Annotated in this window: 20 protein-coding genes and 1 tRNA gene; 13 read left to right on the forward strand and 8 right to left on the reverse strand. The window is 60.4% G+C overall.

The genetic code is table 11. The features are described from left to right. Positions 1-72: 72 nt before the first annotated feature. Both EN824_RS12550 and EN824_RS12555 read left to right on the forward strand, forming a co-directional pair. Positions 73-723 (forward strand): OmpA family protein, encoded by a 651-nt coding sequence (locus EN824_RS12550; RefSeq protein WP_015318025.1) that lies wholly within the window; start codon positions 73-75, stop codon positions 721-723. 238 nt (positions 724-961) lie between these two features. Next, a complete protein-coding gene (locus EN824_RS12555) occupies positions 962-1,567 on the forward strand; it encodes a hypothetical protein (RefSeq protein ID WP_135864240.1) in 606 nt (201 codons plus the stop codon). 156 nt (positions 1,568-1,723) lie between these two features. Here EN824_RS12555 and EN824_RS12560 read toward each other — a convergent pair whose 3' ends face one another. Together EN824_RS12560 and EN824_RS12565 are read right to left on the reverse strand one after the other, a co-directional pair. Continuing rightward, the gene (locus tag EN824_RS12560) at positions 1,724-3,301 is read right to left on the reverse strand and encodes a DEAD/DEAH box helicase (protein WP_189343638.1); all 1,578 of its coding nucleotides are present in this window, start codon (positions 3,299-3,301) and stop codon (positions 1,724-1,726) included. 192 nt (positions 3,302-3,493) lie between these two features. Beyond that, complete coding sequence (locus EN824_RS12565) at positions 3,494-4,267, reverse strand: NAD kinase (RefSeq protein ID WP_127280995.1); 774 nt, start codon at positions 4,265-4,267, stop codon at positions 3,494-3,496. A 1,035-nt stretch (positions 4,268-5,302) separates the two neighbouring features. Here EN824_RS12565 and EN824_RS12575 point away from each other — a divergent pair. The 3 genes from EN824_RS12575 to EN824_RS12585 all read left to right on the forward strand — a co-directional run bounded on the left by EN824_RS12575 (position 5,303) and on the right by EN824_RS12585 (position 8,586). Next, on the forward strand, positions 5,303-6,337 hold the full coding sequence (locus EN824_RS12575; RefSeq protein WP_127281143.1) for an extracellular solute-binding protein: 1,035 nt from the start codon (positions 5,303-5,305) through the stop codon (positions 6,335-6,337). Positions 6,338-6,434: 97 nt separating this feature from the next. Continuing rightward, positions 6,435-7,862, forward strand: coding sequence for an amidase (locus tag EN824_RS12580; protein ID WP_127869397.1), 1,428 nt, complete (start codon positions 6,435-6,437; stop codon positions 7,860-7,862). Between the two features lie 28 nt (positions 7,863-7,890). Then, positions 7,891-8,586 (forward strand): TetR/AcrR family transcriptional regulator, encoded by a 696-nt coding sequence (locus EN824_RS12585; protein ID WP_127280421.1) that lies wholly within the window; start codon positions 7,891-7,893, stop codon positions 8,584-8,586. A gap of 9 nt (positions 8,587-8,595) precedes the next feature. On the opposite strand, the gene EN824_RS12590 is transcribed toward EN824_RS12585, so the two are convergent. From EN824_RS12590 to EN824_RS12610, 5 genes are read right to left on the reverse strand one after another with little or no spacing between them, the layout of a single operon-like run. Then, on the reverse strand, positions 8,596-9,357 hold the full coding sequence (locus EN824_RS12590) for an MBL fold metallo-hydrolase (protein ID WP_127280420.1): 762 nt from the start codon (positions 9,355-9,357) through the stop codon (positions 8,596-8,598). A 2-nt stretch (positions 9,358-9,359) separates the two neighbouring features. Next, positions 9,360-10,424, reverse strand: a complete 1,065-nt coding sequence (locus EN824_RS12595) for an ABC transporter ATP-binding protein (RefSeq protein WP_127280419.1) — start codon at positions 10,422-10,424, stop codon at positions 9,360-9,362. Next, a complete protein-coding gene (locus EN824_RS12600) occupies positions 10,421-11,203 on the reverse strand; it encodes an ABC transporter permease (protein ID WP_127280418.1) in 783 nt (260 codons plus the stop codon). The genes EN824_RS12595 and EN824_RS12600 overlap by 4 nt, the downstream gene beginning before the upstream one ends. Before the next feature lie 2 nt (positions 11,204-11,205). Beyond that, positions 11,206-12,051: an ABC transporter permease gene (locus EN824_RS12605; protein ID WP_135864242.1), complete on the reverse strand. Its 846-nt coding sequence runs from the start codon at positions 12,049-12,051 to the stop codon at positions 11,206-11,208. A 13-nt stretch (positions 12,052-12,064) separates the two neighbouring features. After that, positions 12,065-13,150: a spermidine/putrescine ABC transporter substrate-binding protein gene (locus EN824_RS12610; RefSeq protein WP_127279637.1), complete on the reverse strand. Its 1,086-nt coding sequence runs from the start codon at positions 13,148-13,150 to the stop codon at positions 12,065-12,067. A gap of 91 nt (positions 13,151-13,241) precedes the next feature. On the opposite strand from EN824_RS12610, the gene EN824_RS12615 reads away from it, so the two are divergent. Further along, positions 13,242-13,856 (forward strand): TetR/AcrR family transcriptional regulator, encoded by a 615-nt coding sequence (locus tag EN824_RS12615; RefSeq protein WP_127279638.1) that lies wholly within the window; start codon positions 13,242-13,244, stop codon positions 13,854-13,856. A gap of 124 nt (positions 13,857-13,980) precedes the next feature. After that, positions 13,981-14,550 carry a DUF2569 family protein gene (locus EN824_RS12620; RefSeq protein WP_127279639.1) on the forward strand — a complete coding sequence of 190 codons (570 nt, stop codon included), beginning with the start codon at positions 13,981-13,983 and terminating at the stop codon, positions 14,548-14,550. A gap of 57 nt (positions 14,551-14,607) precedes the next feature. On the opposite strand, the gene EN824_RS35035 is transcribed toward EN824_RS12620, so the two are convergent. Then, positions 14,608-14,666: transfer RNA gene (locus EN824_RS35035), tRNA-OTHER, on the reverse strand. A gap of 151 nt (positions 14,667-14,817) precedes the next feature. Here EN824_RS35035 and EN824_RS12625 point away from each other — a divergent pair. The 6 genes from EN824_RS12625 (at position 14,818) to EN824_RS12650 (ending at position 21,405) form a co-directional block, all read left to right on the forward strand. Further along, complete coding sequence (locus EN824_RS12625; protein ID WP_135932339.1) at positions 14,818-16,098, forward strand: site-specific integrase; 1,281 nt, start codon at positions 14,818-14,820, stop codon at positions 16,096-16,098. 181 nt (positions 16,099-16,279) lie between these two features. Further along, positions 16,280-16,513: a hypothetical protein gene (locus tag EN824_RS12630; protein WP_135932362.1), complete on the forward strand. Its 234-nt coding sequence runs from the start codon at positions 16,280-16,282 to the stop codon at positions 16,511-16,513. 185 nt (positions 16,514-16,698) lie between these two features. After that, positions 16,699-19,068, forward strand: coding sequence for a DUF5906 domain-containing protein (locus tag EN824_RS12635; RefSeq protein WP_135932340.1), 2,370 nt, complete (start codon positions 16,699-16,701; stop codon positions 19,066-19,068). A 638-nt stretch (positions 19,069-19,706) separates the two neighbouring features. Then, a complete protein-coding gene (locus EN824_RS12640) occupies positions 19,707-20,480 on the forward strand; it encodes a hypothetical protein (protein ID WP_135932341.1) in 774 nt (257 codons plus the stop codon). Positions 20,481-20,699: 219 nt separating this feature from the next. Further along, complete coding sequence (locus EN824_RS12645) at positions 20,700-21,131, forward strand: hypothetical protein (RefSeq protein WP_135932342.1); 432 nt, start codon at positions 20,700-20,702, stop codon at positions 21,129-21,131. After that, positions 21,109-21,405, forward strand: coding sequence for a hypothetical protein (locus EN824_RS12650; protein ID WP_135932343.1), 297 nt, complete (start codon positions 21,109-21,111; stop codon positions 21,403-21,405). The genes EN824_RS12645 and EN824_RS12650 overlap by 23 nt, the downstream gene beginning before the upstream one ends. Positions 21,406-21,585 lie beyond the last annotated feature (180 nt).

Here is a 21,585-nt window from a genome sequence, read left to right on the forward strand (position 1 = left end):
TTTCATGGTACAAGTCGCGCCAAGGGCTGATTTGGCGCCATCGTAAGGCGTGACTTGGAGAGGGACCATTCTATGAAAAAGACCGTGCTCGTCGTTATGGCGACGGCTCTGCTCGTGACTGCGTGCACCACCACCGATCCGTATACGGGCGACCAGAAGATTTCCAACACCGCCGCGGGCGCCGGTCTTGGCGCTCTTGCAGGCGCCAGCCTTGGTCTGCTTGCCGGCGGCAATGATCGCCGCAATGCGCTGATCGGCGCCGGCATCGGCGCGCTGGCCGGCGGTGCGATCGGCGCCACGATGGACCAGAACGAGGCGGAACTGCGCCGGCAGCTCGAAGGCACCGGCGTCAGCGTTACGCGCAGCGGCGACCAGATCATCCTCAACATGCCATCGGATATCACCTTCAACACCGACCAGGACGCGGTGAAGCCCGGCTTCTACCAGGTGCTTAATTCCGTCGCCCTGGTGCTGAAGAAGTTCAAGCAGACCACGGTCGATGTTTTCGGCCACACCGATTCGACCGGTGGCGACCAGCACAATTTCGATCTGTCGCAGCGCCGCGCACTGGCGGTCGCCAACTACCTGTCCGGTCAGGGCGTCGATCAGCGTCGCTTCGCCGTCACCGGTTTCGGCAAGACGCGACCCGTCGCCTCCAATGCCACGGCCGAAGGCCGGGCCCAGAACCGACGCGTCGAGATCCAGCTTTCGCCGCTCACCTGATTGTTCGGCAAGAAATGCGAAGCGGCCCCACATGGGGCCGTTTTTTGTTGCGCGGACTCGACCCCCTTCAGTGTGGTACTGGAAAATTAGCTAATTCTAAATAATAGCTTTCCCGCGGTCATGGAAAGGAATAGCATCGATGCTGTTCCAGAGGGGATGAGGCGGTACAACTGGCCGCGAAATCAGCACTTTCCGCCTCGGTCTTGCACGGCCAGATCATGAAATCTGGGAGGAATGCATGACAAGAACAATCAGCCTTGGACGCTACGGCGTCCTCGCTTTGACAAGTGTTGTAGGTGCCTGGTTGGGCCTCGCTGCGGCTCATGCCGAGGACGCCAACAAGGCCGACATCGAGGCCTTGAAGAAATCGCTTGTCAAATATCAGGACTACACCGCCGCCGTCCGCGATCTCTATCTGTCGACCGTCGGCTGCGTCTACTACAGCGGCGAAAAGATACCTGGCTCCATGGACTATCCGAAGGGCGCCATGGGCATCCATTTCGTCAACGTCCCGAGCGTCGGCCAGAAACTCGACCCGATGAAGCCCAACGTCCTGATCTATGAGCCGACCAAGAAAGGCCTGAAGCTGGTTGGCGTGGAATGGCTGGTGCCGCTAACCCCGGACATCAAGGCGCCGCCGAAGCTGTTTGGCCAAACCTTCATGGGTCCGATGGAGGGACACTATCCGCTTATTCCAAGGGAGTTCGTCCACTACGATCTTCACGCCTGGCTCGACGACAATCCGAACGGCATGTTCAGCCCGACGAATCCGAAGGTGAAATGCAACAAGGCCGAGTTTCCGATGCTGGAGAAACCGACCAAGATGATGCCCGGACCGATGTGACCTGGAGCGGACCAGCGTCCAAAAGAATCGCTGGCCCCCCAAAGCTTCGTTTCCAAGCAATTCACGACGGGAAAGCACCATACGGCTTTTCCTCGATTGCTCTTGGCTGCAGGGCGAAAAGGAAGGCAAGCCGGCTAGGCGGCTTGCTGGCTGGCGTCAGACCTTGGCGACGATGCGCATGAAGGCCGGCATGTCGTCGCCGAAGCCGACGGTGGTGTCATTGTCTTCCTGATGGTGGCGGGCAGGGCGGCTGTTGCTGCGCTGCGGCCTGGTGTCACCGCGCTCAGGTGCGCGCGGCTCATTGCGGTCGGACGATTTGCGCTCGGTGTTTTCCGAGCGGATCGCATCCTTGCGCGCGCGCCGTTCGACAATATCGGCCGTCTCGGCCACATCCGGCTGCGGTTGAGCAACCGCGGTCGCGGCATCTTCCTCGCTGCGTCTGCCGCGACGCTCGCCGCCCTTGTTGCGCGCGCCCCTGTCGTTGCGGTCCTCGTCCTTGCGGCCGGCGCGGCGCGGCGCGCCTTTGCCACGGCGCGGAGCATCGTCCTCGCCTTCGCTGGCAACCACTGTCGACAGGTCGCCGTCATGCCACTCGATCTTGTTGCCGATCAGCCGCTCGATGGCGTCGATATATTTGGTGTCGGACTTGGTCGCGATGGTGAAGGACTTGCCTGAGCGGCCGGCGCGGCCGGTGCGGCCGATGCGGTGGACATAGTCCTCGGCATGGATAGGCACGTCGTAGTTGAAGACATGGCTGACGTCGGGAATGTCGAGGCCGCGCGCGGCGACATCGGAGGCGACGAGATAACGCAGCTTGCCGTCACGGAAATTGGCCAGCATCTGCATGCGGGCGCGCTGGTCCATGTCGCCATGCAGTGCGCCGGCGTCGAAATCATATTTCAGCAGCGAGCGGAACAGCTCCGAAACCTCGATCTTGCGATTGCAGAAGATGATTGCGTTCTTCAGCTCCGCATCCTCGGCCTTGATCAGGTTGCGCAGCGTTTCGCGCTTGTCCCAAGGCTTCGAGCCCGATTTGACCAGTCGCTGGATGATGTTGGTGGCCGCCGACGCGGCCTTGGAGACCTCGACGCGAACCGGCGCGTGCAGGAATTTTTCCGTCAGCTTGGTGATCTCCGGCGGCATGGTCGCCGAGAAGAACAGCGTCTGCCGGGTGAACGGAATCATCTCGCAGATGCGTTCGATATCGGGAATGAAGCCCATGTCGAGCATGCGGTCGGCCTCGTCGATGACGAGGATCTCGACGCCGTTGAGCAGCAATTTGCCGCGCTCGCGGTGGTCGAGCAAACGACCCGGCGTCGCGATCAGCACGTCGGCGCCGCGCTCCAGCTTCTTGTCCTGCTCGTCGAACGACACGCCGCCGATCAACAATGCGATGTTGAGCTTGTGGTTCTTGCCGTATTTGACGAAGTTTTCTTCGACCTGCGCGGCAAGCTCACGCGTCGGCTCGAGGATCAGCGTGCGCGGCATGCGGGCGCGGGCGCGGCCCTTTTCCAGCCGGGTCAGCATCGGCAGCACGAAGGAGGCGGTCTTGCCGGTGCCGGTCTGGGCAATACCCAGCACGTCCTTGCCGAGCAAGGCGTGCGGGATCGCACCAGCCTGGATCGGGGTCGGCTGGGTATAGCCGGCATCGGTGACTGCGGAAAGCACCTTCGGCGACAGGCCGAGGTCTGAAAAGGTCAACGCTTCTTGAGCGATCGTCGTGTCTGAGGACAAGTGTTGCTGTCTTTGGCTGGTTCGGGGAAGCGCAACGTCATTCGTCGCGGCAAGCGCCACGCGCCTGCAAGATTGGTATTGCGATTAGGCGCAAGCCCGCGATTTGTCAACAGAAACGGGCAGGGTTGGCGCGATTGTGAAGTTGTAACCTTAATCGCGATGCTTAATCCGGCCGCTTGTCTGTGTGCCGGCTCAGTAACGGAACTGTTCGGCCAGGATGCGCTCGTTCCAGGAGTGATTGGGATCGAACAGCAAAGTCGCCGTGGCCGTCGGCGATTCCCGCACCGTAACCGAGGTCACCGCCTTGACCTCCGTGTGGTCGGCGGCAGCGTTCACCGGCCGCTTTTCCGGCTCCAGAATGTCGAAGCGCACGCTCGCCTTGTTGGAAAGCAATGCGCCGCGCCAGCGTCGCGGACGAAACGGGCTGACCGGCGTGAGAGCCAGAAGTGGCGCATCGAGCGGCAGGATCGGGCCGTGCGCGGAAAGATTGTACGCGGTCGATCCGGCCGGCGTCGCGATCATGACGCCGTCGCAGCTCAGTTCCTCCAACCGTACCTGGTCATCGACGCTGATGCGGATCTTGGCCGTCTGATAGGATTGGCGCCACAGCGCAACTTCGTTGATCGCCACCGCCGTGAGGTGTTCGCCGTCCGAGGTGGTTGCCAGCATCTCCAGCGGTCGGATCGTTTCGGCGACCGCAGCCGCGATGCGCTCGGTGAGCCCGCCGGACCGATACTCATTCATCAGGAAGCCGATCGTGCCACGGTTCATGCCGTAGACTTTCTTTCCCGTACCCATCGTTTCGCGCAAGGTCTGCAGCAGGAAGCCGTCACCGCCCAGCGCCACCACGACAGTCGCTTCGGCGACAGAACATTGACCGTAGCGCGCCGACAGGCTCTCCAGCGCCGCCTTGGCGTCCGTTGTGTCGGACGAGACGAAAGCGATGCTGTTGGCGGCTGTGCTCATGGCTTCCCGATCGCGACCGATTGGCGCCGGCAGGTACTGGCCGCGCCAGCGCCGGGGTAGCATGGGGCGGGCGGGTCTGCAAAGAGACCCTCTGCCAGTTCGCGCAGCGACGCGCGGCAGCGCCGCCGCACGGGGCGGTCGCGGTTGATGTCGTGGCGCGATCGAATGTGATCGTTAAGGTCGGGCTTAAGGCCTCGTAAAGCCGGATCGATCATGTTAGCCGGCATGGGTGGCGTGGGGCGCCCGCGGCACCGCCTTATCCTTCGGGACGCAAAGGACGCTGCGGTACGGTAGATTTGTGTGCATGATCCCGCGGATCCTAATGCCAGCGGGACATGCGCCAGCCAGACGAGGCCGACACATTGCCGGTAGCACGCCTGATCATCGTCTTTGTCATGTTGGGAAGTTTCGCGCTTGTCTTCGCTGAACTGGTGCGCCAGTCGGAACAAATGAGCGCCAGACCGGTTCCCACCGCGTCACGCTGCGGTGATGCCGCCGGGATGCCTTGCCCGCAAAGGGCCCTGTAGGCCGCCAGATACGCTGACCGATCGGCACCATCCGAGTATCGCCGAGCTCGACAGGCACCTGCCGTTATCCTGAGGTGGCAGATCACCGGCTGGCGCAAGACCGGTTTATTTCGCTCCCCGGCCGCCCCGCTGGGTGATCGGCGCTGCTGTACCCCATTGTTCGCCTCGTACCTCCGCCGGCGTCGCGTCCACCATCACCTGCACGTTGGCGCTGCCGCAAAATGTACTATCTGGCCAAGTCGTCACAAAGATATTGACTGTACGTTTAGTTATAATTATCGCTTGTAACGAAAACAGAGTTGGCCAGCCGGTATGCGCCGGTGAATGGCTACGAAACAAAGGGGAATGTCTTGGCAGTCATCCGGCAAGGTCCGGTGCGTCGAGGTGCTGTGCGCCGATGGTTCCGCCAGACCCTTGAGGTTGCGGTCGGCGGATACGGCTTTCTTTCGTCAGCAGGAATGGACCCGAGGCGACGCCGCCGCCGGTCCCAACAATGGGAGCAACTCGCATGAACTGGAAACTGACCGCGGCTGCCGTCGGGCTGTCGCTGTTCGCCGTAACCGGCGTTGCCCGCGCCGATGGCGAACTCAACATCTATAATTGGGGCAATTACACCAGCCCGGACCTCATCAAGAAGTTCGAGGAGACCTACAAGATCAAGGTCACCGTGACCGACTACGACTCCAACGACACCGCGTTGGCCAAGGTCCGCCAGGGTGCTTCCGGCTATGACATCGTCGTGCCCTCGGCCAGCGTCGTGCCGATCTGGATCAGCGAAGGCCTGCTGCTGGAAACCGATCCCAACGCAATGGAGAATTTCAGGAATGTCGATCCCAGGTGGGTCGACGTTCCTTTTGATCCGGGCCGCAAATACACCGTTCCCTGGCAGTGGGGAACGACAGGCATTTCGGTGAACAAGTCGGTCTATGCCGGGGACCCCAACACGTCGGCGCTGTTCCTCGACCCGCCGGCCGAGCTCGTCGGCAAGATCAATGTCGTGCCCGAAATGGGGGACATCATGTTCCTCGCCATCGCCTATGAAGGCGGCCAGTACTGCACCAACGACATGCAGGTGCTGAAGAAGGTGCACGACAAGCTGGTCGAGGCGAAGGCGAAATGGCTTTCGCTCGACTATGCGGCGGTCGATGGCCTGGGCAGGGGCGATATCGCCGCCGGCGTCAACTGGAACGGCATATCGCTGCGCGAACGGCTGCAGAACGACAAGATCGTCTATGGCTACCCCAAGGAAGGCTTTCCGATCTGGATGGACAATGTCGCCGTCCTCAAGGACGCCAAGAACGTCGACAATGCCAAGCTCTTCCAGAATTTCATCATGGACCCGAAGAACGCCGCGATGATTTCGGCTTTCGCCCGCTATTCGAACGGGATCAAGGGCTCGGACGCCTTCATGCCCGACGATATGAAGAACGCGCCTGAGGTGAATATCCCGGCGGAGTTCGCCGCCAAGGGCCAGTTCATGCCGGCCTGCCCGCCGGATGTGCAGGCGCTTTACACGAAAATCTGGACCGACCTCCAGAAGTAGCGCCACCAGCCAAACCCAACAAAGAGCCACCGGGCCGCGATGCGCGGTCCGGCCACCTTCATGCCAGGTGCGATCACGTGATCGCGGGAGATTTTCTATGTCCGATCTCGACCTTTGCTACATGCCCGCCAGCGAGGCGTTGCGGCTGTTCAAGGCGAGGAAACTCTCGCCCGTCGAACTGATGCAGGCCACCATCCGCCGCGCCGAGGCCACCAAATCGGCGATCAACTGCTTCACCTTCACGCATTTCGAGGAGGCGATGAAGCTGGCCGCGAAAGCGGAGGCGAGATACGCCAAGGGCGCCAGGACCGGCGCGCTCGAGGGCCTGCCGATCGGCATCAAGGACGAGAGCTATATCAAGGGCAAGCCGACGTCGCATGGCTCGCTGCTGTCCAGGGATGCCATAAGCGGCCACACCTCGACGATGAATGAGCGCATCATCAAGGCCGGTGGCATCGTCCATGCGCGCACGGCTACGCCCGAATTCAGCTGCGCCGGTTATACCTGGTCGAAGCGGTGGGGCGTCACCCGCAACCCCTGGAACCGCGACTTCACGCCAGGTGGCTCGTCGGGAGGTTCGGCGGCAACGCTGGCTTCGGGCACGTCGTCGATCGCCACCGGCTCCGACATTGCCGGATCGATCCGTATTCCGGCGTCGGCCTGCGGTCTCGTCGGCTACAAGCCGCCTTATGGGCGCAACCCGGACGAGCCGCCCTTCAACCTCGATTTCTATTGCCACACCGGGCCGCTGGCCCGGAACGTCCGGGATGCGATCCTGCTGCAGAATGTCATGGCGGGGCCGAGTCCACTCGACATCGCCACGCTTCGCCCGAAGCTGCGGCTGCCGCTCGATTACCAGCCGATCAAGGGCTGGAAGATTGCCTTCTCGATGGACCTGGGCTCTTTCGAGGTCGACGCCGACGTCCGCGGCAACATGCTTGCCGCCTGCGACGTGTTCCGCTCGCTTGGGGCAACGGTCGAGGAAGTCGATCTCGGCTGGGATGACGGGGTGCTCAAGGCAGGAATGGCCTATCTGGAGCATCTTTTCGGCGCTTCGCTGTCGCAACTGCTTGCCGAGCACGGCAGCGACATGACCAGCTATGCCAGGCGGTTTGCCGAGGATGGGCAAAAATCCAAGGCCACCGACTTCGTCGCGACACTGGATGTGGCAGCACGGATGTATCAGACGCTGGGTCCGCTGCTGGAGACCTACAATGTGCTGATCTGCCCGACGAACGCGCTTCCCGCGGTGCCGGCGGAGTTCGACCAGACCACGGGAACCGTCGAGATCAACGGTAGAGAGGTGAACCCTTCGCTGGGCTGGGTGATGACGACGCCGTTCAACATGATGAGCCGCTGTCCGGTGCTTTCCATGCCGTCGGGGCGGGCGGCAAGCGGCGTGCCGACGGGCTTCCAGATCGTCGGCCGCACCTATAGCGATGCCGATGTCTTCCGGGCCGCGATGGCCTATGAAACGGCACAGGGGCAATGGTACACAAGCGCCGGAACGCGCCCATCGCTTTGATCTGGCGATGCAAGGGAAATTGACGAAGATGGTGCAACGCAAAGCTACGGCAAAGCGCACGGTCGCGACAGCCAAGGGCAGGGCTTCGGCCAATGACGCCGCGCCCAAGGACCGCCGCCGCGAGCGCGGCGAAGCCAGCGTGCAGCGCATTCTCGACGCCACAATCGAGCTCATCGCTGAGGAGGGGCTGGCGAGCGTCACCATGCAGCGTATCGCCGAGCATGTCGGCTCGTCCAACGCCCTGGTGGTCTTTCACTTCCGCAGCAAGGAGAATTTGTTCAGGGCAGTGCTTCAGTATCTCAGCGATCAATATGACGCGCTGTGGCTCGCCCTGGTGCGGGCGCCCGGCCTGACGCCGGTCGAAAGGCTGCTGGGAGCAGTAGACTGCGCGCAACGCTTTGCCCGGCAGCATCCGAAATGGGTGTCGGTCTTTGTCGTGTTCTCCAGCGACCGCAAGAGCATGCAGATTTACAATGAAATCGGCCTGCCCAGCGATCTCGCCTACACCGCCGAAGCGCGGGAACTGCTGGTCGAGATTGCGCGCGACGGGGGTTACGGCGGCGTCGACATCCACACGCTGTCGGAGAGCCTGAATTACCTCGTTCACGGAGCATGGTACTGGGATCACCTCAACCCGTCCGGCCGCGACACCGACGTGCTGCGCAAGACCATGCTGCTGCTGCTGCATCAGGCCTTTCCACGGCATTTCGACTTACTGCGGTAAACTCGCCCCTCAAGGGCTCTGCCGCAGATGGCAGCCGGCCTGCCGCTTCCGCGCCAGGTATTCGTCGATCAACTGGAGGTAGCGCACCTTTCCGAAGCTCGGGAAATGGCCGCCATGCACGACTGAGACGTCGAGATCGCGCATGGCGAGCAGTGTCGCCATGTAGTCGGAAATATCCGAGTGGTAGACATCATCGATCAGCGGGCCGTCATAGATGATGTCGCCGGACAGCAGGATGCCGGTCTTCTTCTCGTACAGCGCAATGCCGCCGGGCGAATGGCCTGGCGTGTGGACGACCTCGAAGGCGCGGTCGCCGAGATCGATGATGTCGCCATGCGCGAGCAGACGGCCGGCCGGCGCGGGCTGGATGCGGTAGCGTGCTGTTTCCCAGCCTTTTGGCTGGCGGTCGAACATGTCGTCGGTCGCATAGGTACCTGCAGCGGTCCATTCGTTGCGAGGATCGGCCAGGATTGCCGCTTCAGCCCCATGCACGCAGCGATCGGGGAATTCATGGTGGCAGCCGATATGGTCGAAATGCGTGTGGCTGGCGACGCAGGTCAGCTTGCGCTCGCTCACCAGGGGCACATGGGTGCGCAGGCTGAAATGGCCGAGACCACTGTCGAACAGGAGATCGCGGTCGCGGCCGCGCACATGCCACATGTTGCAGCGGAAGAACGGCTTGATCCAGGGCTCGTGGATCAGCGTGATGCCGTCGGCCATGCGGATGGTCTCGTACCAGTCCGGTGCGTCGATGACCGCGAGCATGCCCATGTTCAATCCGCCAGCAGGATGATCTGGTCGGTATCGCACGAAATCGCCACCGTGTCGCCCGGCCGGACAGTGGCGGTAGCGGGCAGCTTGGCGATGAACTGCAAGGAGGGTTCTTCGACGGACGTCGCAAGCATGCGCTTGAAACTGCCCTGGAAGACGACGTCGCTCACGTCCGCCTTGCCGAGCTTCGTGCCACCCGAAGTCGTGCCCAGCACGAGGTGCTCAGGCCGTATGGCCAATGCGGCCGCCGACCCCAACGGCAACGCACTGGGCAGCAACACCGGTCCGACCGGCGTCGCGACGGTGCTCGTCCGGTCCCCGGTCTCCACGACCGTGCCGGCAAGGATCGTGCTCTCGCCCATGAAGGTCGCGGAAAAGCGCGTCGCCGGCCTGGCATAGACGCGCTCGGGCGGCCCTTCGTCCTCGATGCGGCCGTCATTCATCACCACGCAATGGTCGGCCAGCGCCATCGCTTCTTCCTGGTCGTGGGTGACATGAATGAAGGCGGTGCCGACGCGCTTCTGGATCGCCTTCAATTCGTCCTGCATCTGGCGGCGCAGTTTGAGGTCGAGCGCGCCGAGCGGCTCATCGAGCAGGAGCACTGCCGGCTCGATGACCAGCGCGCGCGCCAATGCGACGCGCTGGCGCTGGCCGCCGGAAAGATGGTGCGGCTTCTTGTCGAAGGCGGCGGCCAGCCCCACCAGTGCCAGGGCTTCGCGTGCTTTTGCCGCCCGCGTCGCGCCGTCGACACCCTGCATGCGCAGGCCGAAGCCGACATTGCCGCCGACGCTCATATGCGGGAACAGCGCATAATCCTGGAAGACCGTCGTCGTCGGGCGCTTGGCCGGCGGCACGAAGGTGCAGTCCTGGCCGCGGATGAGAACCTTGCCTTCGCTGGGGTTGACGAAGCCCCCGAGAATGGAGAGCAGCGTCGTCTTGCCGGAGCCCGAGGGTCCGAGCAGGATCGTATAGCTGCCGGTCTCTATCGTCAGCGAGACGCTTTTCAGCACGGGATGCTGGCCGAAGCGGTGCGAGACGTCGCGGATATCGACCAGGGGCGCGTTCATGCCGGCTTTCTCCGCAGCAAGGTCAGTTCGAAGAACACCACCAGCACGATCGAGACGGCAAAGACGAGCGACCCGACGGCATTGGTCTTGGGGTTGAGGCCGGAGCGCAGCAGGTTCCAGATTTCCACCGGCAGCGTGGTGTCGAAGCGGGTGAGCAGGAAGGAGATAACGAACTCATCCCAGGAGAAGGTCATCGACAGGAAGAAGCCGGCGAAAATGGCCGGCGCCATCACCGGCACGCTGATCAGCAGCAGCACCTTCCATTCAGGCGCGCCAAGATCGCGTGCGGCGCGCTCGATGTTGATCTGGTGGTCGCCCATCTGGCTGTAGATGATGGCAAAACACAGCGGCAGGTTGATCACGACATGGCCGATGCCGGCGGCAAGCAGCGACTTCGGCACGCCGGCCCAGTTGAACAGCACCAAAAGCCCCATGCCGATGATGAGGTAGCTCACCGTCAACGGCAGTGTGATCAGCCCGCGCAGCAGACCCGAGCCGGGCAGCACAAAACGCGCGAAACCCCAGGCCGAAAGGAAGCTGAGCGTGACGGCGGTGGCCGAGGAAAGCACCGCGACCGACAGCGAATTGACGAGTGCCGACGTCAGCCGCCTATCTGAGAGAACAGCCTCGTACCAGCGCAGCGACGGGCCGGTGAATGGCGGAATCGGGAAGGAGGTCGATTGCAGCGAGAACAGCACCAGCACGACGACCGGCAGGAAGATGAAGCCATAGACGGCAAGCGCGTAAATCCACGAAGCGATGCGGACAATCCTGTGCATGCTCAGGCCCGCTCGATCTTCAGCCAGCGGGCGCAGGCGAGGTAGGCAATGGTGACGACCGCCATCAGGATGATCGACAGCGCCGAGGCCAGCGGAAAGTCGCCGCGACGGCCGATCTGCATCATCACCAACTGCGGCATCAGAAGCTCGTTGTTGCCGCCGAGGATTTGCGGTGTGATGTAGTCGCCGATGCACAGCACGAAGGTGAGGAACGCGCCCACCATGATGCCCGGCAAGGTCAGCGGCAGGATGACATGCAGGAAGGTGCGCACCGGCCCGGCGCCGAGATCGGCGGCGGCCTTGCGGTAGCTCGGGCTGAGCTGCTTCAGATTGGCGAAGATGGTCAGCGTCAAAAGCATGACGAAGAAATGCACGAAGCCGGTGACGGTGGCCAAGCGCGTATTGGCGAGCTGCAGCGGCTCGCTGATCAGGCCAGAACCGGTCAACGCGCGGTTGATGACGCCGTTCTGCGCCAGCACCAGCAGCCACGAATAGGAGCGCACGACATAGGAGGTCCAGAACGGCAGCACGGCCAGCATCAGCGCCAGCCGCTGCCAGCGCTCCGGCACCTGTTCGGCCAGGATCCAGGCGAAGGGATAGGCGAGCAGCACGGAGACCACGGTGACGATGGCGGTGACCTGCAGCGAGTTCACCATCGCCTGCCAGTAGGAGGGATTGCTGAAGAACTGGCTGTAGTTGGCAAGCGTGAAGCCGCCGTTCTCATGCGACGTGAGGCTCGAAAACCCCATGGCCACGAACGGGAGCACGAAGAACAGCAGCGTCCAGCCCAGTGCCGGCGTGACCAGCGCCCAGGGCAGGGCACGCCCGCTGTTTCCTGTCGAGTTCATGAGCCGCGGTCGCTCACTTGGCCTGCAGCATTTCGGTCCACATATCCTGCATCTTCTTGTCGAGATCGGCATTCGGCGCCGGGTAGGCCTGTGCACGGGCGAGGAAGCCAGGCTGCTCGTCGAAACGCAGGACCTTCTTCTGGTCGCCGGTCAGTGTGGCCTTGGTGTTGGACGGCATGCCCCAGTAGCAGGACGACGTGGCAAGCCGCGCCTGGCCTTCCGGGCTCATGATGTACTGGATGAATTTCAGCGCCATGTCCTTGTTCTTGGAATCCTTGAACATGGCGAGCGACTGCGACCACAGCACCGCACCCTCTTTCGGAATGGAGAAGTCCAGCGCCGGGTTTTCCTTCGCAAGGCCTGCCGTCACCCATTCGCCGCCGCCGACCAATATGTCGACCTCGCCGGTCGCCAGCGCCGTCTGGCTGGCGGTGACTTCACCGACCAGCTTCGCATTGGCCTTCATCTTGAGAAGCTCTGCCTTGAGGGCGGGCAGATCGGCTTCGCCGAGGTCGGCCGTCTTCTTGCCGATGGCGAGAGCGGCCATGCCGATGACGGGAAGATAGTAGTCGTAGATGGCGACCTTGCCCTTGTATTTGTCACTGCTCAGCGACGCCAAGGACTGCATGTCGGCCGGGTCGACCTTGGTCTTGTTGAAGCCGATCGTATTGTAGCCGAATTTTTCGGTGATGCCGTAGCGCTTGCCGCCGACGACGGTCGATCCGTCCATCTTCACCTGCGGGAAGAGGTCGGCGAAGGGCAGCTTGTCTTCCGGCAGCGGCTCGAACAGGCCCTTTTCCACGCCGCGCGGCACGTCGATACTGTCGATCACCATCACGTCCCAATCGCCCGGCTGCGACTGCTCGACGATGGCGAGGCCGGCGCCGGTGCCTTCGAATTCCTTGACGTTGACCTTGACGTTGTTGGCGTCCTCGAACGGCTGCAGCAGCGCCGGATCGGAATGATCGCACCAGATCAGCGCGTTGAGATCGGCGGCCTCGGCAAGGCTGCCGGCCGCAAGCAGCAATGCCGTGGCGGCGCACGCGGCCTGCAGCCGGCGCTTCAGGATGGAAAGCGGATTTCCGGATTTGATGGACATCGAGTGTTCTCCCTTGCCTTTATGGCTTCTTGCAAAAAATTGAACCAATTCTAAAATTGAGTCAATTCGATTTTTGTGGCAAGAGGCTGATATGAGCGGATTGCGGGCACGGCAAAAGGCGGACCGTCACAGGCGCATCATCGATGCTGCGGCGGCACTTTTCCGCGAGGCCGGCTATGAGGGCGCCAAGATCGAGGCGATCGCCGCGCAGGCCGAAGTGTCGATCGGCACCATCTACAATTACTACCAGAACAAGGGCGACATCCTCGGCGCCATCGTCTCGCTGGAGGTCAACGAGGTGCTCAATGCCGGGCGCGGCGTGGTCGCCCGGCCGCCGGCCAATGTCGGCGACGCGCTGGACACACTGATCGGCATCTATATCGAACACTCGCTGCACTATCTCAGCAAGGAGATGTGGCGGCAGGCAATGGCGATCTCGACGCAATTGCCCGACAGCCCGTTCGGCCAGGCCTACACCGGCCTCGATCGCTCGCTCACCGAACAGATCCGCGCGCTGATCGCCCGGCTGCAGGAGATTGGCTTGGTGCGGCAGGACATCGATGGCGCGGCGCTTGGCGAACTGATCTTCAACAACATGAACATGATGTTCATCGAATTCGTGAAACGCGAAGAGGCTGGGATACCGGAGCTGAGGGCGGCGATACGCAGGCAGAACAGGATATTGGTGGCGGCGATCGGGGTGTGAGGGAGTCAGGAGCAGGCAGGAGAAGTCGTCGCTTCGGCGTCACACGTCGTCTTACCCAAAGCTTGGCCCTTGAGTTGAGTTTCAAATCTGATACAACTTAGAGGGGCATAAAAGGGAGGGGTAAATGGGGGCGTTTTCCATCTGGCATTGGGTGATCGTGCTGCTGTTGATCGGTGTGCCTGTTTTCTTTGCTGTTCGATCAGCCGCGAAGCCGTCACAGAATCCTGAGGCTCTTGTGGGCTTCGGCGGCTGGCTGATGCTGCTGGCTATCGGTCAGACATTGTCACCGCTGCGCACACTCGCCGACTTCGCCAGTTCGGCCGGCGGCTACCAGCAACTCATGATCCTCCCGAATGGCTCCCTGGCCGTGTATGGCGAGGTTGCTCTTAATCTGGCATTCCTGGCGCTTCAGCTGGTTGTGCTGGTGGCAATGCTGCGGCGAAGCCGACGGTTCCCGCAATTGTTTCTGCTTCAGTGGCTTGCGATCCCCGTCGTTTTTATCCTGGACACGATCTGGATCGCATCAATTCTGGGGGTCCCGGTGAACCAGGTGCTCGCAGGCGATGCACTGGCGGCACCCGTGGCCTCGTTTGCGGGAACCGGACTCTGGGTTGCTTATCTCTATAAGTCTATGAGGGTGAGGAATACGTTCACCAGGACGAACGTGTCGGCCCAAATCGCGAGCGCCTCGTAAGCGCCTCGTAAGAGTACTCGCAAGTCCTTGGCTCTCGCGGTAATCGTCGGTCGGAACTGGTGCCCCCGGACGGAATCGAACCGCCGACCTTCGGTTTACAAATTTTGTGCCAGCACACCCAGAAGGGTAACGGAACCTACCGTGTTTGGCCAAAAATGCAGTAAAATCAAAGCGTTGACGCGAAAAGAGCATCGGTTTGCATATCGGGTCATAACGTAATATCACATACCCGTGGTTACCCCTGACGTTACCCCGGAGCGAAAACCGATGCTTGGACCGATCCCCGGCCAATTCAAAAAAGCCGCCGCTTTCATTACCGCATTGAAGCCGACGACAGCGCGGCAAGAGATACCCGACAGCGCCCAAGCCGGGCTCTATCTGGTGATGCAACCAAGCGGCGCTTTGTCATGGGCGGTGCGAACGAAGATCGACGGGAAGGCGTCCAAAGTGACCGTTGGACGCTATGACGAAATCGGCAGTGCCGACGACCGCATTGGCACCCTCATTTCGCCAACGCAGGCGCTCAACGTCACGCAGGCACGGGCAGCGGCCGAAAAGGTAATTGCGGACGCGAAGCGCGGCAACGATCCCCGGCAACAGAAGATCGACAAGACGAGTGTCAGCGCGTGGTTTGATGAATTCATCAAGACCGCTCGCGCAACGGGCTTCAAGGGTAGGGCGGTAAAGGCATCGACCGCAGACGAATACGAACGCATCATAGCGACCAACATCAAGCCGCATTGGAAGCACGTCACCGACATTCGCACGATCGATTACCGCGACGTTGAAAAGCTTCTGGCGAAGCTCACACCGGGCGCACGTCGCAACGCCTTCGCGGTGCTGTCTGCATTCTTCCGTTGGAAGCCTGTAGCGCGAGCCATGGGCCGAAACATCATTGAGCTTGCCGAAGCACCGGCCAAGCCGAACAGCCGCGACCGCGTTCTAGCGACCGACGAAATCAAAACCGTTTGGAAGGCTTCGGAAAAGTGCGGCTATCCGTTCGGGCCGATGGCGCAACTGCTCTTGTTGACCGGGCAGCGCCGCGACGAAATTGCCGAATTGAAATGGCGCGAGCTTTCCGACGATCTGGACACGATCACGCTTGAAGCTTCCCGCACCAAGAATTCCCGGCCCCATGTTGTGCCGCTCTCACCGCTGGCGCAAACGATCATCAAAGCATTGCCACGGATCGCAGATGCAGACGGCAACCCGTCCGAATACGTGTTCACCACGACCGCAACGACGCCGTTCAGCGGCTTTAGCAATGGCAAGAAAGCGCTCGACAAACATTGCGGCGAACCGGCGTTGCCGGATTGGCATCTGCACGATTTGCGCCGCACATGCGCAACCGAACTCGCGAAGCTTGGAATCAAGCAGGAAGTGACCGAAGCAATTCTAAATCACAAGACCGGCAAAGTGAGCGGTGTTGCCGCGATTTACAACCGCTACGATTACCAAGACGAAAAGCGCGATGCTTTGGAAAATTGGGCAACTCGCATAGCAGCTATTACCGCAAACAATGTAACGCTGCTTTCAAAGCGTGCATAACCTTAAAAATCGTTAAAACATGCTCTTGACCGTGGGCTTACGTTAGCTCACGGTTCCCATGTCGCCCTGATTTGGCGGTGAACCGGGGCTGGACTGGCCCAATGCCGCGAGGAAGACGCGGTGAACGCGGGTGGATGCCTGCAAAATCCCTACAACCCAAGAGATTTTTGAAGGCATCCCCATGTCTGCAACCGACACGCTTATTCCCGCACCCGCCGTGCGCCAAATCTGCGGCGGCATTTCCGATATGACGCTCTGGCGCTGGCTGAACGGTGAAACCGATCCCCGCACAGGGAAGACGACCCCGCCCGTTCCTGATTTCCCGAAGCCGGCACGAACGATCAATCGCCGCCGCTACTGGTCACGGCTCGAAATCGAGCGATTTGCGGCCGGCCAGCGGGCCGATGCAGCCTGATTTTTACCCGATGAAATCCCCGGATTGAGCAAATGGGCCGCTGCACGCTCGCAAGCATTTGATATCGCGTAATTTTTTTAGGCAGAGCAGCGGTTAAAATATTTGAGACGCAAGAAAAAGCCCGGCGCGTTGTGAGGCACCGGGCAAATCAGTTGTTCGCAGACGATTGCAGAAAGTTAAGTTACATGAACGCCATAGCACCGGCTAACCCGGTCGCGCAAGACTATAGTTGCGCTAGCGCACATATCGCCGCGCTCACAGGACAGCACGATGGAAGCAACGTTGTTGTCAATATTCGTTTCATCCACGACACCGACAAGGGGCAAGCCGCGATACCGACGCGCGGAACCTTGCAACAACTTTGGACGACCATCCTACACCACCAATCGCAGGGTTATGGCGTTTTCGCGAACTGCAACGAAATGGATGGAAACGGGTTGACGCTGGCGAACGTTCAATCCGTCCGCGCTCATGTGATTGACCTCGACAACCTTAGCGCCGTCCAGAACTACGAACGCGCCTCGCAATTCAACCCGGCACCATCGTTTGCGGTGCAATCATCGCAGGGACGTTTTCATGTGTATTGGTGCGTTCAACCCTACGCCGGCAACGAACGCGCCACGGCAATCAATCGGCGCCTTCGCCAGATGTTCGACGGCGACAAAGCCGTTGTCGATCCGTCGCGGGTGCTTCGCCTTGCCGGGACGCTGCATCTTAAGAACCCGTCCGCGCCTCACATGGTCAACTGTTGGGCGCTTGGCGGCCTTGGGAAGCGGCTCGATCCTGCCTACCTTGAAGTTGCCCTTGCTGGTGTCAAAGTGACTGACGGAGGGCAGGGCGTTCGGCATGAGCTTGGCGACCCCTCGCTTGCCGCCCCGTCGCTCGCGCATGTGCGTCACGCCTTGGATTTGGTCGATCCCAACGATTTTGACCGCAGCGCCTGGGTATCGACGTTGGCGGCTGCAAAACAGGCGGCATGGACGCACGGAACGCCCGATGAAATCGACGCCATGTTGATGGCGTTCTGCGCTCGATACAAAGACGACGATCCGGGCGATGATCGCAAGCAAATCGCCAGCATCCGAAACACCGAACTTGGTTGGCCGTCGCTTGTCCGTCGCATCCCGGCATTGCGGGCCGAAACGCTATTCGGTGGGTCATCTTACCAATTACCGGCCGGTGCGACTGCAACGCCTGTACAGTTGCAGCATCGGCCCGCAGCATCGCCCCAATTTGGCGACTTTCTGACACCGCAAGAGCAACAGCATTGGTTTCGTGATTGCGTTTTGATCGGCCCCGAAAACCGCATCATTGGACCGCGCGGTATTCGGTACGATGTCGGCAGCTTCAACGCTACATACGGCGGCAAACGGTTCATCATCGACGTAATCGGCAAAGCGACCGATGAAGCATGGAAGGCCGCAACGCGCTCGACAGTTTGGACGGTGCCGAAAGTCGATGGCACTTGCTTTCGTCCCGATCTGCCAACCGGCGAAATAACCGGCGATGGGCTCGGGCGGTCTTATCTCAACACCTATGTACCGGCCCGCGTCGAAACCCTAGCCGGCGATCCCACGCCATTCTTGCGTCATTTGGCGTTGGTCCTGCCGAATGCCGGCGATCAACGCATCTTGCTCGAATTCCTCGCGCACAATGCCCGCTTTCCCGGTCACAAAATCCCTTGGGCACCGTTGATCCAATCCGTTGAAGGCGTCGGGAAGAACGCTTTCAAACAAGTGATCCGCCATGCCATCGACAAGCAATATTTCTACCAGCCGAAGGCCAAGCAACTGAACGATAGCGGCAGCAAATTCAACGGTTGGATGGATGGACGGCTGTTTTTCTTGGTCGATGAAATCAAGACCGACGACAAGCGCGATATGGTCGAAACGCTCAAACCGTTCATCACCGAAACAGAGCTTGAAATAGAGGGGAAGGGTGTCAACCAACGGATGGCCGACACGCCGTCGAATTGGATGTTCTTTTCCAACCACAAAGACGCAATTCCGATCACCGCCAATGGGCGGCGCTTTGCAGTTTTCTATAGCCCAATCCAGACGCTAGACGATCTGCGGTCGCGCGGAATGGACGACGCCTATTTTAACGGTCTTTACGCATGGCTTGGCGACCATCAGTCCGGCCACCACAAGACCGGCTTGAAGATCGTCGCCAACTATCTCTTGACCTACCCAATCGAGCGCGGCGCTCTGCCGACGCGAGCGCCGGCCACAAGCAGCACCGCAGAAGCTTTGATCGAAAGTCGAGGCTGGCTTGAAACGATGATCGCGGAAGCGGTGGACGATCTGCGGAACGGTTTCCGCGCTGGCTGGATCAACACGGCGGCGCTCGCGTCCTTCATGCGTGAGCAGCGAAAGGATGCGAAGCCGCGCACGATTGGCGAGGCGTTGAAGGCGCTCGGATACCGTCTGATCGGTCAAGCCGGGCGCGGCTATTTTCAAGACGATGCAACCAACCCGAACAAGCGTGGCGTTCTCTGGAACACCAATCCGTTGGCCGTCGCTGCCAATTATGGACGCGATCAGGGATACGAGTAATTGTGTAATTTACAACCGCTATGGTCGGCAATTTCATAGCGGCCAATCATAGCGGCTAAAAGGGCAATGTTTTCAAACGTTTGGACGTGCCGCTATGATCGCTAGGATTTTCCCCACTCCTACCCTAGGCATACCGGGACGGGCTACCGGTAATTATAGTAATTACTGTATTTATATATTCTTTCTTTTTCCAATATAGAGAAAATCATAGCGATCATAGCGGATAGACCACAAACCATTGAAAAACCTACAAAAACAGACGCTATGATTCGTCTTGGATCAAAGCGCGATCATAGCGAATAGAGCGCCCCTCGCTAGTTGCCGTTACGGCCCGTCAAATTGCTACAAATTACCCGTCCGCAAACCCGAGCGCCGGTCAGCGCCTCAAAGCTTCGCATAACGCGTTGAATTCGTTGCGATATGATCGCGGAAAGCATCGGTTCAACGATTCGATGCTTCGTCGCTGCGGTCGTTTGTCATGGTCGTTGGTGGATTCGTCAAAAGTATTTTTGTGATGATCGTCAAAGGTATATTTAATGATTGCTTATTTTTCTTGGGGACATGGCGACATATGCTTGACAGGTCGGAAATATACGGGGATGCTGACTGCAAATCACCGCTAGATATCGAGGCAGATCATGGAAACCACTTTCGCCACCACAGACCACGCATCAATCCTTACCGTCCGGGACCGCGACCGGAACGCCGTAGCAGCGGTCACTGCATCCCTGTCTGCCAGCACTAGCCCGCTCGCTTCGCAGGCAACCGGCGTCGTCACCGCGCTAAAGGCGTTCGGTGAGAACGTCGCCTTCAGTGCCGCCAAATATCAGCCGGCAGCGCGCAACGATGCGAACCGCAAAGCTGCCGCCGACATCATGGCAAAGCCATTTCAGGCTTTTACCGCAGCCGGCATAGCCGAAGGACGTGCGGCAGCTGCGGCCAATGCGACCGCTCTTGGCGTCGATCCCGGCAACGCTCCGTTGCGCGCCCAAACACGCGACCGTTTCGACGCGATGGATACCGCTGGACAGGCAGCATTTGCACAGCGCGCGTCGGTGGAGGAACTCGCGGCGCTGATGGAAGGCGGCCGGTCCTATTTTGCCAGCACACCCGACGCGGTCTGGCAGATCATCGAAGATCAGTATTCCATCAAACGTCATATCGCCCGGACTGGCTTACAGGCTGACTACCAGATACAGCCGTCAGCGTCGGACCCGGTCGGATTTGGAGCCAATGAGAAAGCGGCCATGGAAGCCGCCCAGAAATCGTTGGCCGCGCTTCGCGCTCGATCTAACACGGTCGATGCGGTTCGCAGCACCGCGCAATCGATCATCGACGTTGTGGCGGTGGCGACGGACCTTTCGCGGGATGAGGCTTGGAAATTGCTCACAACGGGCAAAACCGCAGCATGATCGGCATTTCTCACACCGTGGCCTTGCCTACAAAAGCGACGATGAGCGCTGCCGAGATACAGGCCACGTTCAACGCGGATCGCCGCTTGATTGAGAAGTGGCGCGTTCGCCACGGCTTTCCGCGACCGTCGCAACGACAGGGGCACACCACGCTTACCTCAACGGCCGAAATTGCCGCGTTCCTCAATGAGCGCGGTTGCAACATAGCTTGGATTTAGCATGACCGCCGTTCCGTCCCGTACATTAACGGTCATTGAAGGCCGCGACCAATGCGGTCGCTTCACGTCCGGTCCGGGAAACACCGGTCGTCCAGTCGGTGCCAGGGCGAAGGCAAGCCGGGCCACGTTGGAGCAAATTAAGGCGATGGGCGGTGACGCGATTGCAGCACTGCGGGAAGCGCTGACCAAAGGCGAGCGATGGGCAGTCGAGCTTGTTATTTCAAAGATCGTTCCGGCGTCACGCACCATTGAATTTGAGGACTTCACGCCGGCCGATATTATGGAGGCTTTGCGTAACGGCGATCTGGACGCGACCGAAGGCAAAGATTTGTCCACCGCGCTCCGCAACCTTCGCGAGATTGAAGACCTTGAACAAATCCGCGCGAAGTTGATCGAGCTAGAAGCGATTGTTGGCGATGGCGCTACGCGATGAACGGAAACGCCTCGAAGCTCTATTCGACGCCGTTCGTCGCAAAGCCGGGCCGCTCGCCCGGTTGGACGACGAACAAAGAGCTTGGTTTGCGGCATGGCGGGAAGACCAACCCACGTTTGATTACGCGGCAACGATCAACAGCACGGACGAGATTGGCGAGGGACTAAGAGGCGATATCCGGCGTGTTCTTTACGGCGATGTGCCCACGATCCTAGCGAGCGACACCGACGCGCAAGCTGCCGAAAAATGGACAAGGTATTTGGAACGGCAATGACAATTATTTCGGTTCCTAGATGCAAATACGTCGCGGAAGAATTTGCGTTGGACATCATGGGCTGGACCTCATCCCAACTCCACTACGCACAGGATTACAACGGCTTTCCTTTGCCGGTGCATGGAATGTCGATGCTGGTCCTAGACACGGATGCAATAGCGCATTGGGCGCGGAGCAGAC

Origin of the sequence: Mesorhizobium sp. M8A.F.Ca.ET.181.01.1.1, assembly GCF_004792025.1 — a bacterium.
GTDB lineage: Bacteria > Pseudomonadota > Alphaproteobacteria > Rhizobiales > Rhizobiaceae > Mesorhizobium.